General features: G+C 38.6%; 25 protein-coding genes, 1 riboswitch and 1 other annotated feature. Of the genes, 6 read left to right on the top strand and 19 right to left on the bottom strand.

The window, feature by feature from the left end:
- Nucleotides 1–34: 34 nt before the first annotated feature.
- Both AB5I83_RS06365 and AB5I83_RS06370 read left to right on the top strand, forming a co-directional pair.
- Complete coding sequence (locus tag AB5I83_RS06365; RefSeq protein WP_448973723.1) at nucleotides 35–760, top strand: hypothetical protein; 726 nt, start codon at nucleotides 35–37, stop codon at nucleotides 758–760.
- A gap of 281 nt (nucleotides 761–1,041) precedes the next feature.
- A complete protein-coding gene (locus AB5I83_RS06370; RefSeq protein ID WP_167830640.1) occupies nucleotides 1,042–1,482 on the top strand; it encodes a cell wall hydrolase in 441 nt (146 codons plus the stop codon).
- Nucleotides 1,483–1,677: 195 nt separating this feature from the next.
- Here the strand turns inward: AB5I83_RS06370 and AB5I83_RS06375 are convergent, their stop codons facing one another.
- Nucleotides 1,678–2,361: a type 1 glutamine amidotransferase domain-containing protein gene (locus tag AB5I83_RS06375; RefSeq protein ID WP_448973725.1), complete on the bottom strand. Its 684-nt coding sequence runs from the start codon at nucleotides 2,359–2,361 to the stop codon at nucleotides 1,678–1,680.
- A 107-nt stretch (nucleotides 2,362–2,468) separates the two neighbouring features.
- The gene (locus tag AB5I83_RS06380) at nucleotides 2,469–3,260 is read right to left on the bottom strand and encodes a hypothetical protein (protein ID WP_448973727.1); all 792 of its coding nucleotides are present in this window, start codon (nucleotides 3,258–3,260) and stop codon (nucleotides 2,469–2,471) included.
- A 74-nt stretch (nucleotides 3,261–3,334) separates the two neighbouring features.
- On the opposite strand from AB5I83_RS06380, the gene AB5I83_RS06385 reads away from it, so the two are divergent.
- Nucleotides 3,335–3,790 carry a hypothetical protein gene (locus AB5I83_RS06385; RefSeq protein WP_448973729.1) on the top strand — a complete coding sequence of 152 codons (456 nt, stop codon included), beginning with the start codon at nucleotides 3,335–3,337 and terminating at the stop codon, nucleotides 3,788–3,790.
- A 55-nt stretch (nucleotides 3,791–3,845) separates the two neighbouring features.
- Here the strand turns inward: AB5I83_RS06385 and AB5I83_RS06390 are convergent, their stop codons facing one another.
- Nucleotides 3,846–5,651, bottom strand: coding sequence for a S9 family peptidase (locus AB5I83_RS06390; protein WP_448973731.1), 1,806 nt, complete (start codon nucleotides 5,649–5,651; stop codon nucleotides 3,846–3,848).
- Nucleotides 5,652–6,921: 1,270 nt separating this feature from the next.
- Here AB5I83_RS06390 and AB5I83_RS06395 point away from each other — a divergent pair.
- Entirely contained in the window at nucleotides 6,922–7,326 is a 405-nt protein-coding gene (locus tag AB5I83_RS06395; RefSeq protein WP_448973733.1) for a GNAT family N-acetyltransferase, read from the top strand.
- A gap of 107 nt (nucleotides 7,327–7,433) precedes the next feature.
- Here the strand turns inward: AB5I83_RS06395 and AB5I83_RS06400 are convergent, their stop codons facing one another.
- From AB5I83_RS06400 to AB5I83_RS06445, 10 genes are all read right to left on the bottom strand, one after another.
- Entirely contained in the window at nucleotides 7,434–8,234 is an 801-nt protein-coding gene (locus AB5I83_RS06400) for an aminoglycoside adenylyltransferase domain-containing protein (RefSeq protein ID WP_448973735.1), read from the bottom strand.
- 191 nt (nucleotides 8,235–8,425) lie between these two features.
- On the bottom strand, nucleotides 8,426–9,115 hold the full coding sequence (tenA, locus tag AB5I83_RS06405; RefSeq protein ID WP_448973736.1) for a thiaminase II: 690 nt from the start codon (nucleotides 9,113–9,115) through the stop codon (nucleotides 8,426–8,428).
- 99 nt (nucleotides 9,116–9,214) lie between these two features.
- Nucleotides 9,215–9,318, bottom strand: a riboswitch (TPP riboswitch).
- 96 nt (nucleotides 9,319–9,414) lie between these two features.
- A complete protein-coding gene (locus AB5I83_RS06410) occupies nucleotides 9,415–9,849 on the bottom strand; it encodes a hypothetical protein (RefSeq protein WP_448973738.1) in 435 nt (144 codons plus the stop codon).
- Between the two features lie 896 nt (nucleotides 9,850–10,745).
- Nucleotides 10,746–11,309 (bottom strand): chloramphenicol phosphotransferase CPT family protein, encoded by a 564-nt coding sequence (locus AB5I83_RS06415; protein WP_448973740.1) that lies wholly within the window; start codon nucleotides 11,307–11,309, stop codon nucleotides 10,746–10,748.
- A 155-nt stretch (nucleotides 11,310–11,464) separates the two neighbouring features.
- Nucleotides 11,465–11,914, bottom strand: coding sequence for a hypothetical protein (locus AB5I83_RS06420; protein ID WP_448973741.1), 450 nt, complete (start codon nucleotides 11,912–11,914; stop codon nucleotides 11,465–11,467).
- Nucleotides 11,915–12,339: 425 nt separating this feature from the next.
- Complete coding sequence (locus AB5I83_RS06425) at nucleotides 12,340–12,612, bottom strand: hypothetical protein (RefSeq protein ID WP_448973743.1); 273 nt, start codon at nucleotides 12,610–12,612, stop codon at nucleotides 12,340–12,342.
- Nucleotides 12,613–12,726: 114 nt separating this feature from the next.
- Nucleotides 12,727–13,254, bottom strand: a complete 528-nt coding sequence (locus AB5I83_RS06430) for a histidine phosphatase family protein (RefSeq protein WP_448973745.1) — start codon at nucleotides 13,252–13,254, stop codon at nucleotides 12,727–12,729.
- Between the two features lie 49 nt (nucleotides 13,255–13,303).
- Nucleotides 13,304–14,143 (bottom strand): nucleotidyltransferase domain-containing protein, encoded by an 840-nt coding sequence (locus tag AB5I83_RS06435; RefSeq protein WP_448973747.1) that lies wholly within the window; start codon nucleotides 14,141–14,143, stop codon nucleotides 13,304–13,306.
- A 672-nt stretch (nucleotides 14,144–14,815) separates the two neighbouring features.
- Nucleotides 14,816–16,042: an MFS transporter gene (locus AB5I83_RS06440; protein ID WP_448973749.1), complete on the bottom strand. Its 1,227-nt coding sequence runs from the start codon at nucleotides 16,040–16,042 to the stop codon at nucleotides 14,816–14,818.
- A 109-nt stretch (nucleotides 16,043–16,151) separates the two neighbouring features.
- The gene (locus tag AB5I83_RS06445) at nucleotides 16,152–16,808 is read right to left on the bottom strand and encodes an ArsR/SmtB family transcription factor (RefSeq protein ID WP_448973751.1); all 657 of its coding nucleotides are present in this window, start codon (nucleotides 16,806–16,808) and stop codon (nucleotides 16,152–16,154) included.
- Nucleotides 16,809–17,134: 326 nt separating this feature from the next.
- On the opposite strand from AB5I83_RS06445, the gene AB5I83_RS06450 reads away from it, so the two are divergent.
- A complete protein-coding gene (locus AB5I83_RS06450; RefSeq protein WP_448973753.1) occupies nucleotides 17,135–17,332 on the top strand; it encodes a hypothetical protein in 198 nt (65 codons plus the stop codon).
- Nucleotides 17,333–18,158: 826 nt separating this feature from the next.
- On the opposite strand, the gene AB5I83_RS06455 is transcribed toward AB5I83_RS06450, so the two are convergent.
- The 5 genes from AB5I83_RS06455 to AB5I83_RS06475 form a co-directional block, all read right to left on the bottom strand.
- On the bottom strand, nucleotides 18,159–18,725 hold the full coding sequence (locus AB5I83_RS06455; RefSeq protein ID WP_448973755.1) for a GNAT family N-acetyltransferase: 567 nt from the start codon (nucleotides 18,723–18,725) through the stop codon (nucleotides 18,159–18,161).
- Between the two features lie 66 nt (nucleotides 18,726–18,791).
- Nucleotides 18,792–19,041 (bottom strand) — a binding site (T-box leader).
- Nucleotides 19,042–19,762: 721 nt separating this feature from the next.
- Nucleotides 19,763–19,978 (bottom strand): helix-turn-helix domain-containing protein, encoded by a 216-nt coding sequence (locus AB5I83_RS06460; RefSeq protein ID WP_448973757.1) that lies wholly within the window; start codon nucleotides 19,976–19,978, stop codon nucleotides 19,763–19,765.
- Nucleotides 19,979–19,988: 10 nt separating this feature from the next.
- Nucleotides 19,989–20,480, bottom strand: a complete 492-nt coding sequence (locus AB5I83_RS06465) for a DUF2975 domain-containing protein (protein WP_167830625.1) — start codon at nucleotides 20,478–20,480, stop codon at nucleotides 19,989–19,991.
- A gap of 169 nt (nucleotides 20,481–20,649) precedes the next feature.
- Nucleotides 20,650–20,811: a DUF3934 family protein gene (locus tag AB5I83_RS06470; protein WP_167830624.1), complete on the bottom strand. Its 162-nt coding sequence runs from the start codon at nucleotides 20,809–20,811 to the stop codon at nucleotides 20,650–20,652.
- Between the two features lie 163 nt (nucleotides 20,812–20,974).
- Nucleotides 20,975–21,121 (bottom strand): hypothetical protein, encoded by a 147-nt coding sequence (locus AB5I83_RS06475; protein WP_167830623.1) that lies wholly within the window; start codon nucleotides 21,119–21,121, stop codon nucleotides 20,975–20,977.
- 205 nt (nucleotides 21,122–21,326) lie between these two features.
- Here AB5I83_RS06475 and AB5I83_RS06480 point away from each other — a divergent pair, with 205 nt between their 5' ends.
- Entirely contained in the window at nucleotides 21,327–21,452 is a 126-nt protein-coding gene (locus tag AB5I83_RS06480; RefSeq protein ID WP_023614463.1) for a hypothetical protein, read from the top strand.
- A 55-nt stretch (nucleotides 21,453–21,507) separates the two neighbouring features.
- Here AB5I83_RS06480 and AB5I83_RS06485 read toward each other — a convergent pair whose 3' ends face one another.
- A complete protein-coding gene (locus AB5I83_RS06485; protein WP_448973760.1) occupies nucleotides 21,508–23,043 on the bottom strand; it encodes a DUF4145 domain-containing protein in 1,536 nt (511 codons plus the stop codon).
- Nucleotides 23,044–23,047: the final 4 nt, after the last annotated feature.

A 23,047-nucleotide genomic window follows, 5' to 3' on the forward strand; every position in this document is an offset into this window, starting at 1 on the left:
ATGTATTAATGATGTTGCAAAGGTGTGTTATTCAATGGACATGACGCTTTACTCAGAAATGGCTATTCCCATTAAGCCCCCTTTTGGTTTCATGCCAGGTAAGGAAACTCCGCGGGATTTTACGTTTGACAAAGAGGATCGTTTTAAAGATTACATATTGGAAAAGGAAGGGCAATCTTATGATATTAGCCTTGATGATCAAGGCCAATGGTACTTTTTCACGTCAATGAAGTGTCACTCTCTTGATGAATTGAAGCTCTCAAGACAGATCTTCCGTCCGCCTTATTTAAAAGATGAAGAACTTAAGCTGATAGACTTGATGGCTAGGTTAAATATCAAGCCTATTTATGAAGGTCATGATAAAGCATACGGCCATGTTCTTTCACTGGTATCTGATTTGGATTCTGTCCCAGCTTTCAAACAGGCCAGGATAGCCAATTACGATGGAAGCGATGACCCGACGATTATCAAAAAAATCCATTTCATCGAAAATGAGTACAAAGGAGAGAAAACCCGCTTGATCTCTGGTTTCGAAACCCGATCCTTTGCAACGCTGACAGAAAATGAATTCTATGCAAAAGAAATTCACCTGCCTGGCAATGCACGTAATTATTTGAAACTCTTTGTCTATTTTTCAAGATATGGATTCCTTCCATCCCAGCAGATGATGCCACGATTCCTTGGAAATCTGTGGGCGTCCACCCAAAGCTTGAATACCACCGCCAACCCAGCTCTTTTTAAGGACGAAGGAATTAAATGAACTTTACTGTAGCGACGGTTTATAAAGAATTAAGTTGAATTTTACAGAAATAGATAGCCTACATGTGACCGTCATTCGTGTTTCTTCACTTTTGCGGTAACATACTTTTTCTTATAGTTTCTTAACGATTTCACCCTTCCGATTTGGTTTTTGAAGCGTAACTATATAAGTGAGCATACCGACTTTGTCTTTTCCCCCCACAGAGTTTATCTGTCTCTATAAAGAACCTCTTAACATTATGACAAGCAGTTTTTAATACAGTATTTATAGAGGTGATAAAAATGCCAAGGGTAAAATATACAGACAGTGATGTAGCCTTAATGGCCAGAATGATGAGAGCGGAAGCCGAGGGTGAGGGTCAGTTGGGAATGCTGATGGTTGGAAATGTCATTGTCAACCGGCTGAATGCAAATTGTCTGGATTTTAAGGATTTAAGGAAAATAAGGGATGTAATTTTCCAGATACAAGGAGGCAATTATTCATTTGAAGCCGTCCAAAAGGGAAATGTATTTTATAACAGAGCAAGAAGTGTTGAAAAAAGATTAGCGAAGCAAACCTTGGATTATTGGCGGCAGCACCCTTCCAAGTTTGCTCTCTGGTATTTCAACCCCTACGCACCATGTCCGCCTACATGGTATGACCAGCCCTTTGCAGGACAATATAAACAACATTGTTATTATGAACCAAAGGCGAACACTTGCGAAGGCGTTTATATGGGATAGCTGTGTCCCCATAATATGTACCGCAAGTTTTCTTGCAAACTTTTGCCCTAGCAGAACATAAATCATCAAATCGATGTTTTCATCTACCATACCAGTGACCATTTGAAGTAAATAGTGATGAATAGCCGGGGCAATTTTTTTTACCCCGGCTTAAAACATCTTATTCGTATTTCATTTTTTCCTGAAGTTCGATATTTATTTCCTCTTCTTTTCCAGCGCCTTGACCAGCTCTTCTCCCATTAACTCTGATGAGAATGGGTCCCGGCTCGTCACGAGCTGCTCGTCCGCCCAGACAGCATGTCCAGTTTTTTCAAGGTCACCCTGGTCATAATCGCTGATTTTCCGCATTTCCTGCTCGAGACTGAACGGTAAGATATCCAAAAGGCCTTCTGGCTCCATTTCATCTGGATAACCGGTTACTTTTTTACCTGCGATAAAGCTTTCGCCATTCGGACGCTTTGCAAATACTAGCGGTGCAGGTCCATGGCATTCAGCAGCGACAATGCCTCCTCCGTCGTAGATACTGTTCATGATATGATGCAAGTCCTCATTCTTCGCCAAGTCATACATTGCACCATGTCCGCCTACTACGAGAACAACATCGTAGTCGCCATCATTCACATCTGAAAGCTTCATCGTATCATCCGCTTTCCCGGACTCATAAAGCTTCTTATATTTACCTTTCGGATCGTATTCTTCACTGATGCTCATTTTATCAATTACCGGCTTGCCTCCAAGCGGTGATGCCAAATCCACCTGATGGCCCGCTTCTTCAAGAAGCTGCATCGGAGCAAATAATTCTTCTCCCCACCATCCTGTTTCATAATTATTTTCCTCATCCTTATATCCACTTGATAAAACAGCTAAAATTTTTGCCATTGAAAATACCTCCTTTTACTGATAACAGAATGTATATTCCCTATACATCCTCACTTTATGCAGAGAATATTTTCCTCCAATAATATTGAAAATTTGGTTAGTAGAATTTAATTTAGTTCTTTAATATCTAATTTGTTATATCCAAACCTTTTATTAAAATGCAAGATCTGTTCTTCTTCAAAAAGCTGATTGTAATAAATTGCATGTGTATAAGCATCATAAATACTAAACACAAAAATAGACGGAAAAAAGAGAATCCATTGTATATCTATTATTGAAGAGATACGTTCAAATTGACCTGTCAAAGTAAAACGTAACATTTCAGGAATTTTTGTATGATAGGCTACGACCATATTCCAACTCAGTAAAGTAAGACCGCTTAGCAACTTATTATTACAAATATGATAAAGTCCAGAAAAGACAAAACTCCACATCAATGCCATATGAGGATTTCGCTTGTCCAGAAAATTCACGCCTAGAGTATTCATAGTACTAAAGTCCAATTCCCTTTCATGCAGATTCTCTTCAATATAAGAGTATTTGTTGGTTTCTATACAAATTCTATAGGAATCCCAAATGGCAAATACAAATATACCGCAATAGAGGATGAGCCAATTGTAATTGATTACATCTCTCGCTTTTTCGAAATTAAGAATCATTGTGTAGAAAATTGATAAGTTAAGATTGGAGAAGTTATTCAATAATATTTCCCCGCTCATTAAAATAAGACCTTTTAAATAATGACCTGAATGGATGTGGCCCAACCCTGGCAGTGCAGCCGACCACCACGCAACAATCCAGGGAGGCCTGGGTTTGACATAGTTGATATCCAAGATGCCCACGACACCTTTTAATCGTCGTGGCTTTTCAATTCTAACCTTGGTCAGCCGATCCATCACAACACCTCTGAGTAAAATTCGCTTTAAATTCAAATGTTAAGTTATGGATATTGTTTTCTGGTAGGGGGTAAACCATGCACGTATTTGCCGGGTTTGAAAGTAACCAATATGTGGAGATGGCAATAAATGATATATTAAAATACGGAGTATATGAAGAAAACATTGTGTTTGTGGAGATGGAGAATCAAGAAAAACAGAGGGTCCTCCTTGATAGTATAAATTACTCGGATGGCAGAAGCTTCTCTGATTCGGTTGCTTCCTTGGGTACAATAGGTATGCTTCTCGGAGTCATTTATGGTTCAGTGGTATATGCAGGACCTGTCGCCACTGGATTGCTTGGACTGGTGGGAGGAGGATTGCTTGGATACTTTTTGGATAGAAGTAACGAAAAAAAGGTAATGGCCAAGCGGATGAAGGAAATAAACTTGAAAATCCTGCTGATCGTTAAATGCCATACAAAGGAACAGCAAAAAGATGTGATTGAAATCTGTCGAAAATACTTCGTTTCTTATATTGGGAAAAAAGATTAATTATTCCCTTACTTCAGGAAAAAAAGAAGCGCAGGGCCCTGCGCTTCTCACTTTCTTATTCAACTACTACCTTCGCTTCAACAAATTGATCAAAAAACTCAAGAATGGTGGTGTTAACAAGAATCTCGTTTTCTTTTTTAGAGAAACCGTGCCCCTCGTCTTCAAGTACAAGGTATTTCACATCGCGCCCTTTTTCCTGAAGGGCTTTGACGATCTGATCAGATTCCTGCTTGACGACGCGCGGGTCGTTAGCTCCCTGGATGATCAGCATTGGTTTGTTCATTGTGTCCAGGTAAGTGATCGGTGAAAACTCTGTCAGTTTATCGAAGTCCTTGACCGGGTCGCCAACCCACTGATTCATGATTGGTTTCCAGTGCTCAGGGACGGATTCAATGAATGAGAAAAGATTCGATGGTCCGAAAACATCAACGACAGCCTTGAAGTATTCCGGATGACGGCCGTGCAGAAGTAATGCCATATATCCGCCAAAGCTTCCGCCCATCAATAATGTTTTATCCCTATCAGCCAATCCGTTTTCGAAAAGGTACTCAAGGCCAGCAATATTATCAAGGCGCGGTCCTTCACCCCAGTTCCCCTCAACCATCTTGGTGAACGCCAGACCGTAACCAGTTGAACCTCGGAAGTTCGGTGCGAAAATGCTATACCCTCTGTTCACTAGGAACTGGAACATCGCACGGAAGAATTTACGTTCTGCTGCCTGCGGACCACCATGAGGCCAAAGGATGACGTGGCCATTGCTCACTTCTTCCTTCGCCTTGAAAAATAAAGCTTCCATCATCATGCCATCATAGGATGAGTATGTCAGAACTTCAGGATCAACTAGCTCCTCTTCCTTGACTCCAGGAACAGCCAAATTCGTCAGCTGCTTCCACTCCTCACTGCCCGCTTCCTTCATGTAAATATTATTAGGTTTTGTCGCTGATCCGGCGAGAATATACGCATTCCCACTTTTAGCGACTGTGCCACCCTGGATGATCGATGCTGGCAGATTACTATTTTTATATGTTCCTGCAGTCAAATCATATTGATACAAATAATCATTTACGCCTTTAGATGTAACAAAATAAAGGCTGTTCGTGCTCTTGTCATATCGAAGAGGCCCAAACTCTTCTTTTTCAATCGAAAGAACTTTCGTGAACTCATGTGTATTAAGATTGAACTTTGCCAGATAATCAAAATCCTCACCAAATGTGGTGACAAAGTAGTATTCATCATCTACAAACACTCCCTCACCGACTGTGAATTGCTCATCTGTTTCCGGAGTCAGCGAGTAAGATTTCCCGTCCTGAAAAATGAATCCAGGAGCGTATGTATTTGCATATTGTTTTAAATAGGCAAAATTATTTTCTTCTTCGTCCACAGCCACTAAAAAGCAAGCCGCACCCTCTCCTTGAACGATGACGCTCTCTTCACCTGATTTCATATCATACTGATAAATATTCAGGTATGTCTCATTACCTTTGGTAGATGTATAGTAAAGACGCTGATCGTCCTGGGATAAAAACGGAAGCATATGGCGGTGTCCTTCTGCCGTACGAAGCGGCACCATGTCCCCTCCTGCGGGTGGAAGTGCATATAACTGGCCATTTTCATCACCATCATTATCGAAACCAACTACCATAAAACTGCCATCGTGCGAATAGAGCAAGTCCTGGCATGTTTGGTCAATGAAAGTCAGCGGATATGGATATTGGTTCGGCAAATCCATCGCCCATAAATTGTATTTCCCAGTTAAATTGGTGCTGAAAACCAATTGTTTCTCGTCCGGACTTAGCGTAAAAGATTGAATATTAAACGTTCGATAAAAATTCTTTACATCCGGCTTTTTAAAACTGATCACATTCCCCAACCCCTATTCTTTTTTGAAATTTCTATCTATACTGAAAACTTAAACAGATATAGGGCAAAATGTCCAGCCAAAAGATGGAGACACTTACGACAAAAGTTGCGTTTCAGGGAGTGTGTTAGGTCACTTTAATGGTATTCCATGTATAATTGTGCGAACTAGTGGCTACTTCGGACAGCTTTCAAGGTAAACAAGGGAAAGTTGTCCGAACTTGAAGCTACTTCGGACAGTTTTCGAGGAAATCGTGGAAAAGTTGTCCGAACTTAGAGCTACTTCAGACAGCTTTCAAGGTAATCAGGGGAAAGTTGTCCGTACTTGGGCCTACTTCAGACAGCTTTCGAGAGAATCAAAGAAAAGTTGTCCGTACTTGGGCCTACTTCAGACAGCTTTGAGGAGAAACTGTGTAAAGCTGTCCGAACTTGGAGCTACTTCAGACAGCTTTCAAGGGATTCAGGGAAAAGTTGTCCGTACTTAGAGCTACTTCAGACAGCTTTCGAGAGAATCAAAGAAAAGTTGTCCGTACTTGGGCCTACTTCAGACAGCTTTGAGGAGAAACTGTGTAAAGCTGTCCGAACTTGGAGCTACTTCAGACAGCTTTCAAGGATATCAGGGATAAGCTGTCCGAACTTAGGGCTACTTCAGACAGCTTTCAAGGTAATCAGGGAGAAGTTGTCCGAAACCGGGCCCACTTCAGACAGTTTTTGAGGAAATCACTGAAAAGTTGTCCGAACTTGAGTCTACTTCAGACAGCTTTCTTGGAAATCAGGGAAAAGTTGTCCGAACTCGAGTCTACCTCGGACAGCTTTCAAGGTAATCAGGGGAAAGCTGTCCGAACATAGAGCTACTTCAGACAGCTTTCAAGGAAATCACTGAAAAGTTGTCCGAACTTAGAGCTACTTCAGACAGCTTTCAAGATAATCAGGGAAAAGCTTTCTGAACTTAAGGCTACATCAGACAGCTTTCAAAGAAATCAGGGAAAAGCTGTCTGAACTTAAGGCTACTTCGGACAGCTTTGTAGGTAATAATAATAAAGCTTTCTGAACCAAGAAATGCCCTTTGCCACAATAACCAAAAAAGCGACAAAGTCTGAAAATAAAGTCAAATCCTGCGCTTTCCCGAGAAATAATTCTCAAGTTTTCAGGAGGATTTCCCTAATAAAAATTGAATCATACTAATATTGAATCATGTCTGGAGGGTCACTGATTTGTTACTTTACTTTTAATTCATATCGACTGCCAAAAAAATAATCGGGAGTTGATCAATCATGTTATATAAATATTCGCTTGAAGATATTTCACCTGAAATGCTGGTAGGCTTTTTTGATGGGTGGCCTACACCGCCAAGTCCAGAGACTCATCTAAAATTGTTGAAGAACAGTAGCACAGTGGTTTTAGCCATCGATAAAGATACTGATCGAGTTGTTGGGTTCATCACAGCAGTCAGTGATGGAGTTTTATCTGCCTATATCCCCTTCCTTGAAGTGCTGCCTGAGTACAAAAACAGAGGAATCGGCAAGGAACTTGTCCATCGAATGATGGCAGAACTTGCTGAAATATATATGATTGACTTGTGTTGTGACGATGACTTAGTCCCCTATTACGAAAAGCTCGGCATGATAAAAGCAAATGGAATGCTTTTAAGGAATTATGAGAAGCAGTCTGGAATTTAAGATATTATTTCGGTGCGTTTAAACTTTCAAAAAAATCAGTCCTAATAATTGGACTGATTTTTTTGAGTGAATTTTATTTGTATCACATTTATGGAGATTGTTTTCCACTATTCATTACATTGATTAATGAGATATTTTGAGAACCTTATAGCATGATCCAATCGATCCCTTTCTGAGTTGAAAATCTTATCTTTTTCACCTTTACGTATATTCATAGCTTCTTTGATAATATTATGCCATTCCACTGGAAGCTGAGTAAGTCCATATTCACCAGCGGCCAGCTTGGAAACGATATCGTTTTCCTTAATCGTGTAAAATTGACGGAGTAAGCCGAGAACGGTCCATTCTATTTCAAAATCAATTTGTTGTGTCGGCAGCTGGATCAACTGTTCAAAAGATGCTTCTGCCATTTGAACTCTATTTCTCCAGTAGGAATTCATGTTTTCAAGTACATAAGATGTGAGTACTTGAGGCTGAATATCTAGCTGAAATCCCTCTATTTCTGGTCCTAAAATCTTTATTCCTTTCTCCCTTAAAACCCACCAGGTTATCGGATTGAAATTAAAATAATCGCCGAATGCCAGTTCGCCATTGTTATAGTACGGAAATTCAATATTGTTATTGGTTAGTTTCCCCATATCCTCACGAAGAGCATATACTCCATCCATTTCTAGCTTATTATATTTGTTCTCAATTGTTCTATGAATATGAGACAAAGCTTCTGTATCTTGCACTGTTAACCGGCGATTTGTTAACGTGATAAAGTCAATGTCACTAGAACCTTCAACGTAGGCATCTAAAGCAATGGAACCATGTATATATAATCCTTCGAGGGTGCCAGGTAGATGTTCATTTAATAGGTTAATATAATCTTTTATGACTTTATCGACAACTTCAGGAATTACCACTTACAGAACCCCTTTTTTAAAAAAACTTTAGTAAAGTTGAATTAAATTTATTTTCCTTGTTTAAAATTCAACAAAAAGTGCCTTTATCCTCCTTCGATAAAAGCACCTCTTGATTGGACAACCCTTACTTTCCTAAATCCTTGTCTTCAATCTTCACCTTTAACACGATCACCGTATCATCTTGTTCAATTTTATCCTTCCGTCACTAATTCCATTGGGACAGGCCATTCTTCCAGTTTATAAGCCATGTCCCAGAACATATATTCAAGCTGGCAGCTAAGCAGAAAATGGTCCCTCATTTTTTCTTTTTCTTTTTCAGAGGCTTCTTCTGCTAGTTCATCCAGACGAGCGCAGAATTTTTCAGTAATCGTATCGGTGCGGTCACCGTAAAAATGAATCCATTCATAGAAAGGATGCATACTGTCTGGCTTTTTTTCATTTAATAACTTTTTTCCTATTTCCCAATAGGTCCATGGGCAAGGCAATAGCACAGCTAAAATCTCTCCCAATGTTCCTTCATGGGCAACGCTCTTCATATGCCGGATATACTGATGTGCAGCTGGTGCTAAAGAATATCCCTGTAACTCATCATAAGAAACTCCCGCATTCTGGCAAAAGTTATTATGAGGGTGTACTTCGCTGTGCAAAATAAAGGAAATCTGTTTATTGAACATCTCCATATCTTCACGTGTCTCACATTTTGAAATGGCCATTCCGTAGATCTGGATAAAAGAACTCAAATATTCAAAATCCTGCTTAACATAATGGACCAACTGTTCGGGCATAAGATCTCCATTGGCAATCCCTTTTACAAAAGGGTGCTCAAAAATGGCATTAAAAATAGGTGCTGCTTCTCTTCTCAATTCTGCTGAAAAACTCATAAATATTCCTCCTATCAGTTATTTTAGGAAGACATTAAATGGAGCGATCCAACAAAAAAACCGCTCCAAAAATGGAGCGGCAGAATAATAGATATTTACCCAGCACAGACTCCACTTTCCTACGCTAGTATGAACTAGATCAGGTTCAAAGGGTCCAGGATCCTTCCTGTCTCAGCCATAAAATGGCTCCCCTAGTGGTCTTCCTATTAAATTCACTATTACTCTACCTTTGATTTACATAAAAGTCAAACAATTCATTGATCAGTAATTCCAGAGATCACTCAGGCATTTGTGAAATCCTATTCACTTGTTAAAATTAACTTTCTTGTTTTGACATCATAAATTTTATACCCAATTTCAACCATATGATCTTTTGTGACTGTAACCTCACAATAATAAGGGACTGACCTTCCATAGGCATCAAGGTCAGGTATATCACTGAATATAAAGATTTCTTCTGAATTCAGCATTTTAAAGTCCGCTAATGAAGAACGACCTGCTGAATCTATTTCAATTACACATTCTCCACTGACGATATCATATTCCTTCATCACAACATATTTTAGACTTGGAATAGTAATCGTCAGAATTAAAACACCCATTATAAGACTTAAAATGATTTTCCCTATTTTTAATACAGGGTAGGCTTTCTCGCGAAACATTCCAATAAAACCAAATAATGCGATGATTACTAACAAAGTTCCTATAAAGAGCATTAAATAATAAACAAACACCTTTTCACTTCCTAAAATGGATGAATGGAATTATGAATTTTACTAACCAGCTTCGAAACCTCATGAAACCTTTTTATGTTCATCTCTTTTATGAACTAAAATCCAAGTACAGTAACAGTGATTATGATAATAAGTAATATGATATTTACCCAGACGAAAAATTTGATCATTACCTCTGCTCATATCTTCCTGCGCAGTGCATAGTAAAGGATCACACCATAAAATAATAAGCTGATAACTACACGCAATTTAGAAACATTTTCAATACCCAAGTCGAAAAAATCAATAAATGTATGGATTAAAACAGTAATAACAAACAAAAAAAGGTATTTCTTATAATTTCTTTCTTTTCTTTCAAACTCGTCTTTAAATTGAAGCATTTTTCACCTCGGAAATTTCACCTTTTGCATGAGCTGTCATAGTATATACCCCCTATCGAAGCTCCTCGTTTGCCCATTCTTCGACATGCAGCAATTGATAGATTCAGGCTAATAAAATGGATTAAGAATCCCGTATGCACCTCGATTAAACATAATAATCCCCGAACAGAAACAAAATTTTAATGAACCAGAAATTAAAAGATATGGACATTGGCGGAATATACCGAATTTGTTCATAGGTTTTATTGTTAAAAAAATCGCTCTTTTGTTGTATAAAAAAACATATCTTCTAAATATTTATTTTAGTATAAGTCCTATGGTTCATTAAGGGTACAAAAAAAGGAATTTAAGGCTTTATGACAAGCTTCCTATAGCTTTTCTCGTAAACCCAAAATAAGATAAAGTTATTCTACCTTACATTAATAATTTTTTCCCATTAAAAAGAAGCAAAGGATACGTGACTGTCGCATCCTTTGCTTCTTTCCTTCTAAAGCGAGGAAATTATGTTTTGAATAGTTATTTAATACTACTCCTTGACGACTCGAATTGCTCAAGCGATTTTTCAAATCCTAATAATGGTGTATCACTTTCCAAACAATCTACAATTTCTTTTGCACATTCCATCATTGAGTGGGTGTACGTATTTACCTCAATATCATAAATTTCTTGTTTATGCACAAAACTGAGTTGAGAAATTGCTTGGCCCATTCGACGGTTTCCTCTTAACTCCTCTCTTCGATTAAGCTCCTCGGCAGAACAATGAACTCCCACAAGGAGGATTGGGTAAGACTTTAGCGTTTCATAAAAATTTTGTAACGTAGTGGGGTCATGGAGGATTTGGTCTAGTATCAAATTAACCCCTCGATCTGAGAACATTACCGCATTTCTATAATAAAAATATTCGGTTTCAATAGGGATTAGCCGCTCGTTTTCCCTATCTTCCATCTTTTCAATGACTAAATCATAATCATCCACGCTGAATTTAAAAAAGTCAGGAAGTAACTTGGTTATTTCCTTCGCTAAAGTTGATTTCCCTGAACTTGATACACCGTTCAAAACAATAATCTTACCTTTTTCCACAAAACACACTCCAATGACCTTAGTAATAAAACCATACTCTATAAAATTTAAATAGATAAATAAAAACCCACTTTTAAACTTAATTGCTCCTTTTGTTTAAAAAAAATCCGCAAACCTAAATAAGTAATGCTTTTAGGTTTACAACTCCTTAGCCTTTATCTCACTTCTAAAATAATAGGTGCTGTACTTAAATTAAACTGATCTGAACCAACCGAGAATGGCGTAACTTGGACAAATGCATCGTATTTCCCCATTTCAAGGGTAATATTATCGATTGTCTTCGAAAACTTTTCTCCTTCTTTTATTGTTTCTTCAATTGGATCAAAGTCAATTTTTTCGACTATCTCTCCATCTTTATAATTTCTAACAACAATTGTGATTGTAGGCTTAGGATCTAACTTTAAGTCATTTTTACTGAAATATTCTAAGTAAGAACTAATCTGAATGTCTTTGTCCTGCCGATATATATTTTTATCACTCTCAATAACTAAATTAAAATAATCTGTTTTCTTTTCTTCTTTCACTGACTCACTAGCTGAATCGTTAATACAGCCAGTTAATATGACTATAATAGTGCTAAATAAAATAAAGACAGACTTTTTCACTTTCTTTCTCCCTATACTAATTTCAATTTCTAATACTCATTCTGTGTTTTTCTACAAAAAAGGCGATTATCCTTCTGGATCACCGCCTATAGCAAAAAATAAATTACTTGTCATTATCTAAATCACTTCTATTGCCATTGAGTCTAGAATTCTTTTCGATAAATTGGCCCACAACTGATTGGTTAATCCCGTTCTTCACTGCTTTTGTAATGACTAAATACATAATAAATACACTTACAATCAAAAAAACAATATTAAAAATTAAAACAAAAGCTGGTGCGCCCATATTTGATAGCATATTTTCACCCCATCATTAATGGTAGCGCAAAGTTACTGTTTACCTTCAAACGAAAAATGAAAATTACGGTAAAGTTCTATCAATAAAATAGGGATAGAATCGTATAGTTCAGCATCTCAGAAAATGTCTAACTAGCGTTCTTTCTATATTTCAGATTCCTTCCGATTATTAAAAATGAAATAAGAACGGCAACAAAACTCGACATGAAAAATCCCTTTGCATAATCTGGAATACTTGCCTCTTGTACTCTATCATTGATCTCAAGTGTTAAAAAGTACACTCCAATCCCGTCACCATATACATTTGTTCCGAGTGCATTAAGGTCCAGCCCTTTGTTAAATAGTAAAACTCCAAGTAAAAATATAATAACTGCAGCTACCCAACGGCCTGTAGTATTCATTTGTGTCACCTCTTTCCAACATTAGGATTACTAATAGGTTGGTATAAAACAGAGTCTACAATAAGGGAGTCGAGCCTGGAAGCACCAGCTCACCAGAAACTTTGACAACTTAGTTTATTTAAATTCATAAGTCTTATAATCACCAGTATTTGATGAGAATTTTAATATATTCCTATCACTAGGTACTCCTTCAAAATAAGCCCCCATACAACCTGTTGTGCATCTGTGGCCTGCAATAAGAATATTCAACTCTTTTATTCCATGCTGATTCTCAAGTTCATTCATATAATTAAACACCCTCTTCACAAAATCATCAGGGTCTTCAATTCCTTTATAAACCGAGGAATCAGGTAAATGACCAGCCATTTTAACCTCATTAACATGTAACCTGTCAGCTTCTCCTAAGTCAAAAACATCCAGTCTATCATCTTTAACTGCATTTATGCCGGTGACAATTTCTGCTGTTTGAACTGCTCGTTCCTGTGGGGAAGAAAAGACAAAGTCGAATTTTATATTTTGGAGCCTTTCTCGCAATGCTTTTGCCTGTTGAATTCCATTTTCGTTTAATGGGAAACCCATTCTCCCTTGCATTTTACGTTCTTTATTCAAATCTGTTTCCCCATGTCTGATTACATAAATCAAGTATGGTTCCTCCTTTTGTAAAAAAATCTCCTGCTAGGAATAGAATTTTTCAAATCACCATACCTATCACTTTCCTGATATGCGCTTCATCATCCGCAATATCCACTTGTTTACTCAGGTGTTTATTCAATCTGTAAATTTCAGGGACGATACTGACCATTGTTTTTATGATTTGATCGGGATCTCGGTTACACTCCCACCTCTTTAAAAGAGACAACTGCCCTTGATCCAATTTGCTTCTTTGCCCCTCAATCTTTGACCAAACACCGTACGGACTATCTAGATGTTCTTCCATTTCCATATACCATCCAGAAGCGATTAGCCAGCGGATCCGATCTAAATTTGATAGAGCGTAATAGAATTCTCCCCTCATAGCGGCACGATAAGTTTCGTGTATGAATGCCAAAAGTTTTCCACGCCAAAACTCCACTTCGTCTGCTGTAGGTTTATAAACTATATTTGAGGATTCCTGAATAACATCTATAATAATATTGTTCGGGTCGTATAAAACCTTATAACCTTTTAGCCAAATTGATGGTACTACTTCCTTAGGGGAATGATACCAACTATCTATTTTTACAAAGGAATCATAATGAGTAACCACAACAGGAGATGATGGATTGAAGTCCTCGTAGAATGAAACCTTTCCCCACTTAGCCGCCCTGTTGCGTTTATTCTTTATGAAGCTTCCTTTCTGAACTGGATCCACGATAATATGTAAATCAATATCCGAGTAACGATCAAAGTTACCTCTGGCTAATGACCCTGCCTGATAAATAGCCAACACATTTGAATCTGATGTTAAATCTTTTAACGCACTCTCCAAAAGAATGCCACGATGTTTTGGCAGTGCTAAATCCCTTTCTAAATGTTTACTTACAAATCCCACACATACTATCCATCTCCTTATCGTTAAAAACCTAACACCCTGAACTATTCTACATCCGGAAAAGGAATTCCTTTTTCTCCCATATATAAAAAAGCGCTCATCCTTAGTGGACCAACGCATGGATAGCTATTTTCACAAACTGAAGATCCGCATTGAAGCAATTAGGGCATTAAAAACAGGCATGCCCCAAACCAGGTTTGCACCTCATTTTCTTCTGTAAAAGGTTGAATCCAACTAAATCTTTTATCAACCGTGGATTCTGTTTTCCCCGCTTTCAATTTCCCCTTCTACATCTAGAGCAGGAATGCAACATGCGACCTTCAGATTCTTTGCTTCTTTTTGAAGTGATATGGAATCATAAACCTTCCATTCCTATCCTAAAATTTTGGATCTGAATGATTAAATTTTGTTGCAATAAACTCCATTTCTTCTCCATTAACAAATAATTTAAAAGTACCTAAAGGAGTTGATAGCAATTATTCTACCACCATCATTTTTCTATTTGTGAAAAGATTCATAACCATTATATTGGCTAAATAATATTTCATTGATTGTTAAACTTATTTTGCTTGGTACTCTCTACCTGTTTCCTTATAATTCTTAAAAGCCGGTTGAAATCCCTGTATATGCCCATAAAAAATGCACCACCGCATTTAGGGTGATGCATCGCTTCTATCGATTTTTATTTGTTTCCTTTATCCGAACTTTCGAAAGAAATCCCGCTAAAAATGGAAGGAATGCGACTAAACCAATCGCCCAGTTCACACCTAGAAGATCGGCGATGATTCCTGCCATCAATGCACCGAATGCATAACCGCTGTCACGCCAGAAGCGGTATACTCCCATTGAGGAAGCTCTCCAATCCGGGTCGGCTACATCACTGATCGCTGCTTGCAAGGTTGGGTAAACCATCGCAGTACCCAGGCCCAACAATAGAGCACCTAAAATCCATAGTGAATATTGATTGGCAGCGAGTATGAACCATAGTGCAGCAGCTTGTGTCCACATGCCATAAGTGATTAAAGCTTTTCTGCCGATTTTATCGCTTAAGGTACCCGTGAACAATTGGAAAATGCCCCAGGCAGCTGGATACACCGCAACAATTGTACCGATTTGCCCTACGGATAATCCTGCAGCAGTGAAGTAGATGGGGAAGAGACCCCAGGCCATGCCATCCTTTAGATTTGTTGATAAGCCGGCAAAACTAATCGTCGATAAATTCCTGTTTTTCCAGGTTGTCAAAGCAAATACTTCTTTTGCCGATCGACTTTTTCCAGAACCGACGGTGCCACTATTCTTAATCTGCAGATTTAAATGCTCAGCTGTATCCTTAACAATCAACGATAGGATCATGCCGATCACAACAATAATTATCCCAATGTAAAATGGCTCAGGTCTTAATGAATAAGAAGAGGCAATATATCCGGAAATTGCTGCCATGATCGCAACCCCTGAATAGCCGGCAAATTCATTCAAACCAACTGCAGTTCCGCGCTGGGTTGGTTTTGAAAGGTCGATTTTCATATTAACCGTCATCGACCATGCCAGTCCCTGGTTAATTCCCAACAGGATATTCGCAACTATGATAACCCACCATGCATGTGCGAAGATAATGAAGATTGGTACGAAAAGGCCTATGAACCAGCCGAGCAATAACACTTTCTTGCGTCCAAGCCGATCTGCAATTTGACCAGCGAAATAGTTTACAATTGCTTTAGAAAACCCAAAGCTGATAATGAATGATAGTGCTGCACTTGCAGATGCCAGTCCGAACTGCTCCTCTCCAAGCAGCGGGAGAACGGTTCGCTCAATCCCGACCATTGAACCGACGAACAGATTCGTCAGGACCAAAAGGGAAAATTGCACGATATTTTCCTTGATTCCGATTTTAAGCTGCACTTAATCACCTCCAAAAATAAAGTTCGATAAAGTCTTCAATCTTTAAAGTTACTGATCTATGGGTGGTTTTGATGTAAACGGTTGTTAAACAGCTACGTGTGTGAAAGTTTTAATGCTGTAGTCGTTTCCATTCATTAATTCCTGCATCCAGCAATGTAGCTCGATATCCCTTTGATATAAGAAACTCTACGGCTTCGGTAGCATACACACAATACGGTCCCCGGCAGTATGCCACAATCTCTTTGTCTTTTGGCAATGAATCCAGACGGTCTTCTAATTCCGAAATAGGCACCGATAAAGCATGAGGCAAGTGACCATGCTTATATTCTTCAAATGGTCTCACATCCAATAATGTGATAGCACCGCTATTCAACTTTTCACCTAACTCATCAAAGGAGATAGGATTAAGTGAATTTTCTCTGAGGATGTGTCCTTCCCTTACATGCTTCACATCTGAAATCCGTTCCTCAGCGGTTCCTCTTAATGCCAATACAAGCATCAATACTCGTTCACTGGCCAACCGATAAATCACATAGTTTTTATCCTTAGAGTAAGTCACGAGCTTAGAGTCAAGTAAGGTCTGTAAATGTTTTGAAGTATTGGCTATGCTCATTTTCGTATCAGCAGCCAAAGCTTCAACCGTTTTGGGACCTTGAGTCAACAGGTCAAGAAGTTCAATCCTCTTTGGACTGGACATTGCCTTTCCAATCCGAGAAAACTCACCATATATAAAATCCTTAAATTCACGAGCTTCGATAATGTACACCTCCAAAAACAACTATTCAACTGATTAGTTGAATAGTAACATTCTAACAATCTCTTTGTAAATAATAAAAAAACAAAACCATGCCAAAGTGGTTACCTGTTGGCATGGTTTATTTTTTAGTTATATAGAAATGACCATTGGTATTAGAGATCCAAGCGCTCAGTTCCATATAGCGGACCATTTACAATGGTTATTTAAAGCAATAAAAATTGCGTAGACAAACTGATCCATCGATAATTAACGTCTCGCCTATTGATAGATATTTCCAAAAACAGAAAACATTATATAATTATGTAAAACAAAAATGATTTTGGGGGTAGTTTCAAATGATGGATAAATTAAGTGGGCTATTTAGTCTATTAAAAGGGATTGGAGTATTAGCCATAACATTGTCTTTTTTTGAAATAGGGAAAGAGTTCTTTCACTCTTATTTTTTGTGGTTTTTGGCATCCCTTTGGGTCGGACTGGCAGGCTCTTTCATTATTGAGAGAATGGAAAAGGCTACTAAAAAAAGTGAGTTGTAGTCATTTTATTGGATTGCTTTTCTTGAGGAACATAGGGGATGGCTAAAATTTTTTTTAAACAAAGGATTCGGTCCAGCACTTTTGAATTTTGTCCGATATTTCTCTTCTTTCGGACAATTTCTCACGTTCACGCCTTCTGTGTGTCCGATAGAGCCTTCCTATCGGACACTTTCCCTCCCGCACTGCCTTCTGTTTGTCCGATAGAGCCTTCCTATCGGACACTTTTCCTCCGCCACGCCTTCTGTTTGTCCGATAGAGCCTTGATATCGGACACTTTCCCTCCGGCACACCTTCTGTTTGTCCGATAGAGCCTTCCTATCGGGCACTTTTCCTCCTGCACGCCTTCTATTTGGCCGATAGAGCCTTACTATCGGACACTTTTCCTCCGTCACGCCTTCTGTTTGACCGATAGAGCCTGTACTGTAACATAGGGAAGAATTGTATTTTTAATTAACTAACTTTATCAAACTAATCCTTCTTTTTTCCGCTGCATTAGATATATGATAAGACCAATTGGACCTGTGAATATTGTTAATATCCAGAATATATGTCTCTTGAATCCGATAAAATATTTGTCTGAATCATAATACACCCAAATTGCGATTACGATTAAAAAGGTGAAGATGACAGCTATTTCGATCTGATGACCACTAAAATCTGTGTTCCTGGCCAATCCCCATCCCATGTTCCCAACACTCCTTACCGTATAATATATAAACATTTACGATAGTGATGGAGAAAGGTTTCAATTTTCAGTCGATTAAACATTTTAATAAAGTAATTCAAAAACAGGTGCAAAATCCCTCTCTGACCAATCTGCCTCTGACTATGAAATAATAGAATAATAGCAAGTATCGGTGTGCTTGCTGCCGTCTGCTGATAAATCCTCATTCCTTAAGATCCCTTCTAATTCATATCCAAGTTTTTCAGGAATCGCACGGCTTTTCAGATTAGTAGATTCACACCTAATTTCTATTCGCTTAAATTCAAGTTGGTTTAGCACAAAATCAGTTACCACATTTACCGCTTCTGTCATATAACCGTTTCCACCAAACTTCGTATTGATCCAATATCCAATTTCACATTTAGGAATATTCCAGTCAATCCCCTGAAGGCTGACTGTCCCAATGAAATCATCCGTCTCTCTATGAAAAATCAGAAAACGAAAGCTTTCTCTTTTTAAAAAGTTGATATAGGCTTTTCTTAGGTTAATCTCGGTTTCCTCCACTTCAGGAAGCTTTTGCGCAAATGGCAGCCATGCTTTTAACTCATCAAAAGAATCCCTTATCGCCTGGTTAACGATACTTCCGTCACCCCTTAGATGGGGAGCGCGAAGCAATAATCTTTCTGTTTCTAACTGGAATGGAAAATCTAATAGGATAGGATTTTTCATTTAAAAACTCCTCACTCACAATGGATTTTAAACAATAAAAAAAACTCCCACCCCCAAGAAATGAATCTTGAGGACGAGAGTTTGACTTCGCGGTACCACCTCAGTTTGTTGATCTGTCGCCAAACCAACCTCTTCGGGTACGTTCATACCCTATCTTTATATCGGAAGAACCCGTCTTGCGATCCCTAATTCATCATTAGCTTGGCAAGAAGCTCCGAGACTTTTTTCATTAAGCATGATATTACTCCCTTTCAGCAACCAGGAGCTCTCTGGAAATATCCATAAACTTAACTACTCTTCTCTTCAATGCTTTTTTATTTGGAATTTTAAAATAGTTTAGCGTTTATATATATTGTTGTCAATATATTCCTACATTTTGCAATTCAGAGTTAGAAATCAACTGATTCACTCCAATCCCTTATCTTCTCCAATCCTACACAATAAAAGGGGATTTTGATAAAAGTATAGTTTTTAGAGATGAGGATGACCATTCTGCTATACGCACAAAGAAGTTCCTAGACACTTTGTGAAACCCTTAGGAACAATTATCCTTTTCCTTGCACCTGCAGAAGTCTAATTAGCATCAACAAACTCTTAATAAACTTTTCTTGCATCATCACCTGTTGAAGTTTCCATTAAACACCTTTTCTTAGACATTTCATGCTTCGTCACCTGCCGAAATGTCCATTAAACACCTTTTCTTAGACATTTCGTGCATCATTACCTGCCGAAATGTCCATTAAACACCTTTTCTTAGACATTTCATGCATCATCACCTGCCGAAATGTCCATTAAACACCTTTTCTTAGACATTTCATGCTTCGTCACCTGCCGAAATGTCCATTAAACACCTTTTCTTAGACATTTCATGCTTCGTCACCTGCTAAAATGTCCATTAAACAACTTTTCTTAGACATTTCTTGCCTCGTCACCTGCCGAAATGTCTATTAACTTCTTCCCATACACCTCGCAACTGTTCTAGATAAAAAATAGCGTTAATCCACCTGGATCAACGCTATTTAATAAAACTTAACTAACTAATATTCTTCATCCTCTTTATATTCAAGAATATCCCCGGGCTGGCATTCCAGTGCTTTGCAAATTGCATCTAATGTCGACAGCCTGATTGCTTTTGCTTTTCCATTTTTTAAAATAGAAAGGTTAGCCATCGTGATTCCAACCCGTTCAGAAAGTTCCGTTACACTCATTTTCCTTTTAGCCAACATCACATCAATATTGATTATAATTGCCATTCCATTCACCTCAGACTATTAAGTCGTTCTCTTCTTTGATCTCGATGGCTTCTTGCAACAGTCGCTGCAGGACGGCTGCAAAAACTGCGACCACTGATGGAGCAAATATCATTCCCATTCCAATTAAAATCAGTCCTGGTGCATCGTCTACCTCGGCTAAAACATAGACAAATGGGAGGGCAACCACAAACAAGCCACTGATGATGATCGCACTATTTTTGATTTTCTTTAAAGCTATAACCGATAAATCAGAGAAAGCCTGGTTCTTGTCAATGTAAGTTAACAGATTGAATGATTGATACAATGCAAAATAGAATGGGACAGCCGAAACGTACAAAACCATTAGGATAGCATAAACCGCAAATGCCAAATCTGAACCTCTTGCGGCTGCATCATTCGCTTCAGACGCGATCTGTGGAAGCAAAAACATGCATAAAGCCAAAACAGGAAGGCCAATTAAAATAACTGCAGCCTTTAAAAAAAGTGTTGACCCTTTTTTCATAAACAAGCACCTCATTCATTTAATGTCACTTTGAATTTACCATGAAATTTATCGATTTACAATAAATATTTATTAAATTATATAATTATTTTATTGAGATTTATGTCATTTCATCCTTCTAAATACAAAAAAGCGTCAATCCACAATTGGATTAACGCATTATAAGGCATTATTTTTCAGATGTACCTTCTTTGGAAGCATTTCCGTGTTTAACACCTTTACTCTTGTATGGCTTGGCACTCTTGGCTTTTTTCGCACTAGCCTGCCAGCGATTCCAGCCTTTTTTGCCCGTGCCTCTTCCCGTTCCGCTCTTTCCTTTAGCTTTACTCAAAAAATCAACTCCAAATTCTTAAGGCTTTTTGGATTAGTTTTATCCATTTCCCCTGTATAAAAACCACATAGCATGAAGTATAATCATATACCACCCATCATGAAATTACTACAAAATAAAAGCAGTCCAATTCAAATGGAATCAGACTGCCGATTGTTTTATTTTAGTGAACCCGGATGATTTCATAGATATCTTCATCGTGATGTACTCTTGTATGCTTCGATTCGATTCTTTCAAATTCCTCATTTCCGACCTTTGGTAAATCTCCCAACCACCAGCTCTTGAATTCATAAATAAGGTCAGCTAACATTGCGATTCCTCCCGGAAATGAATATGTTTTATTTACACTCTCATTATACTTGTGAATAGTTTCACATGTAAAGCGCTTTCATTATATCCGGAATAGCAAAATAATATTGAATTATGAGAAATTTATCCAGGGATGTTCGTGCACAGACTCAGAATAATCATCCGTACTTTGAACAAAATACTTATGTTCAAAAGGAGGTGTGCACATGCCTAATCAAAACGACAACAAGTTCAGGAAAATCCAGTCAGAAAGCTTCAAGCAAGGGAAGTCGCAAGAAGAATATGCGGCTGAATTGGAAATGAACAAGCTGAAAGCACAAAAGAGGAAATAACACTGTGCGGTAAGATACAAAAAATGCCGTGGCATCCCACGGCATTTTGTTTTGCCTATTCACCCTTCAATAAAGGAATATCCACTTCAACACCCAAACGTGTCAGAACCTTGCCTAGTGTCTCAAGCCCTGATTTCGGATTGATCTTCGTCTCTAAATAGTAGACTGCACCCGATAGCTGAGAGTGATACGTATGAAGCTGTGTGAAAGGCCTTTGATCTGGATGAATCGGCTGGAGTGCAATGGCATAACGCTTTCCATTATCAGTAGAACCAAGGATAATTCCTGCTCTTACCATATCGTGTAAAGGAAGATCTTGATCCTCAATCCATTTCAGCGCTTCCTTCCAAATCGCCGGAACACTTGAACCCTCTATAACAGAAAGTACTCCTTTGTACTTCACTTTTACATATAATGATTCCCACTTTTTGAAGCTCTTTCGCTCTGTTGCAAAGTCACCATCCACCTGATCCGTCTTATTCCCCACCTTTGACTTCAGCTGGTCGAACAATTTCTCGACAGTCCCAACTCCAACATTGTCATACTTCGCTAAGATCACAAGCTCCATAGGAAGCTGTCCGACAGTGTAGATTTGGTCTTCATTCAACTGCCTTAACAAACTCGGAATCCCTATGAATTCATCTGCCGTTAGCGGAACATTCTTCAGTCCTTCCGTCACTACGATATGGCTTGCTTTGTAAAAGAAGAACAGCTCTCCCTGACGCTTCAGTGTCAGCTGTCTGCGGACTTTTTCTTCTTCAATGAAAGTTCCAAGCTCCTCGAAAAATTGCTCATCATTCTTTTCGTTATATCTTTTTACATTTTTGTGCAGCCCCTCAAGATTGCTTGGCAGTTCGCTCATGATACGTGCTTCCTGTTCAGCACCAAGTCGGATCAGGAAAGTTTCCGATTTATCAAATCGCTGCGGCAAAAGAAACGCATCCCTTAGGAAATATGGAATCTCAATGGACCTTCCTTTATAAGTGATCGTCCGGATTGGCGTGAATCCAGGCGTTTCCTGGACCTCTACAGCTGGAGCAGCAACAGCCACTGCTACCTCTTCCCTAGCTGGAGTTTCAGCTTGTTGAGGAGAAGGATTTTTCAACAGCTCCTCCAACCCTTTCAGCCTGACCTCAAGCTCAGACATATCAAACGTTTTTTCTGCCTGGGGAGAAGGATCCTGATATTCCGGGACGGTCACATCAACCGGACCGTACACCTCAACATACCATTTTACAATGCTATACAAGGCTTCCCATGACAAAAGCGCCTCGGAAAAGCGGAACATCCTCGCATCATGTGCCGCCTGATTCCCCATTCTCCGCACTAAATGCAATGCATCGCGGATCTCAGGAATCAAATAACCTTGATCATTAAGCAAGTCCAGCCGCTCTTTTAATCCAGTCCGAGGATCCTCGAGGATTCCTTCTTCTTTCGTTACCTGCTGTAAAATATTTTCAATGAACACCCGCGAATGCGTCAGCATCGTTCTTGGGCTCGAAAAAATACTATTTTCTAATTCCTTCGCCAATAATGCCAATTCTTTTGAAATCGGCTCTAAAAATTGATAAAAATATGTATTTGAATTCATAAAA

Source organism: Mesobacillus sp. LC4 (genome assembly GCF_053543455.1).

Coding starts and splice junctions, on each gene's coding strand:
- AB5I83_RS06365 (WP_448973723.1), top strand. CDS start 35: ATGGACATGACGCTTTACTCAGAAATGGCTATTCCCATTAAGCCCCCT.
- AB5I83_RS06370 (WP_167830640.1), top strand. CDS start 1,042: ATGCCAAGGGTAAAATATACAGACAGTGATGTAGCCTTAATGGCCAGA.
- AB5I83_RS06375 (WP_448973725.1), bottom strand. CDS start 2,361: ATGGCAAAAATTTTAGCTGTTTTATCAAGTGGATATAAGGATGAGGAA.
- AB5I83_RS06385 (WP_448973729.1), top strand. CDS start 3,335: ATGCACGTATTTGCCGGGTTTGAAAGTAACCAATATGTGGAGATGGCA.
- AB5I83_RS06395 (WP_448973733.1), top strand. CDS start 6,922: ATGTTATATAAATATTCGCTTGAAGATATTTCACCTGAAATGCTGGTA.
- tenA (WP_448973736.1), bottom strand. CDS start 9,115: ATGAGTTTTTCAGCAGAATTGAGAAGAGAAGCAGCACCTATTTTTAAT.
- AB5I83_RS06425 (WP_448973743.1), bottom strand. CDS start 12,612: ATGAATACTACAGGCCGTTGGGTAGCTGCAGTTATTATATTTTTACTT.
- AB5I83_RS06450 (WP_448973753.1), top strand. CDS start 17,135: ATGATGGATAAATTAAGTGGGCTATTTAGTCTATTAAAAGGGATTGGA.
- AB5I83_RS06455 (WP_448973755.1), bottom strand. CDS start 18,725: ATGAAAAATCCTATCCTATTAGATTTTCCATTCCAGTTAGAAACAGAA.
- AB5I83_RS06460 (WP_448973757.1), bottom strand. CDS start 19,978: ATGGCAATTATAATCAATATTGATGTGATGTTGGCTAAAAGGAAAATG.
- AB5I83_RS06465 (WP_167830625.1), bottom strand. CDS start 20,480: ATGAAAAAAGGGTCAACACTTTTTTTAAAGGCTGCAGTTATTTTAATT.
- AB5I83_RS06475 (WP_167830623.1), bottom strand. CDS start 21,121: ATGTTAGCTGACCTTATTTATGAATTCAAGAGCTGGTGGTTGGGAGAT.
- AB5I83_RS06480 (WP_023614463.1), top strand. CDS start 21,327: ATGCCTAATCAAAACGACAACAAGTTCAGGAAAATCCAGTCAGAAAGC.
- AB5I83_RS06485 (WP_448973760.1), bottom strand. CDS start 23,043: ATGAATTCAAATACATATTTTTATCAATTTTTAGAGCCGATTTCAAAA.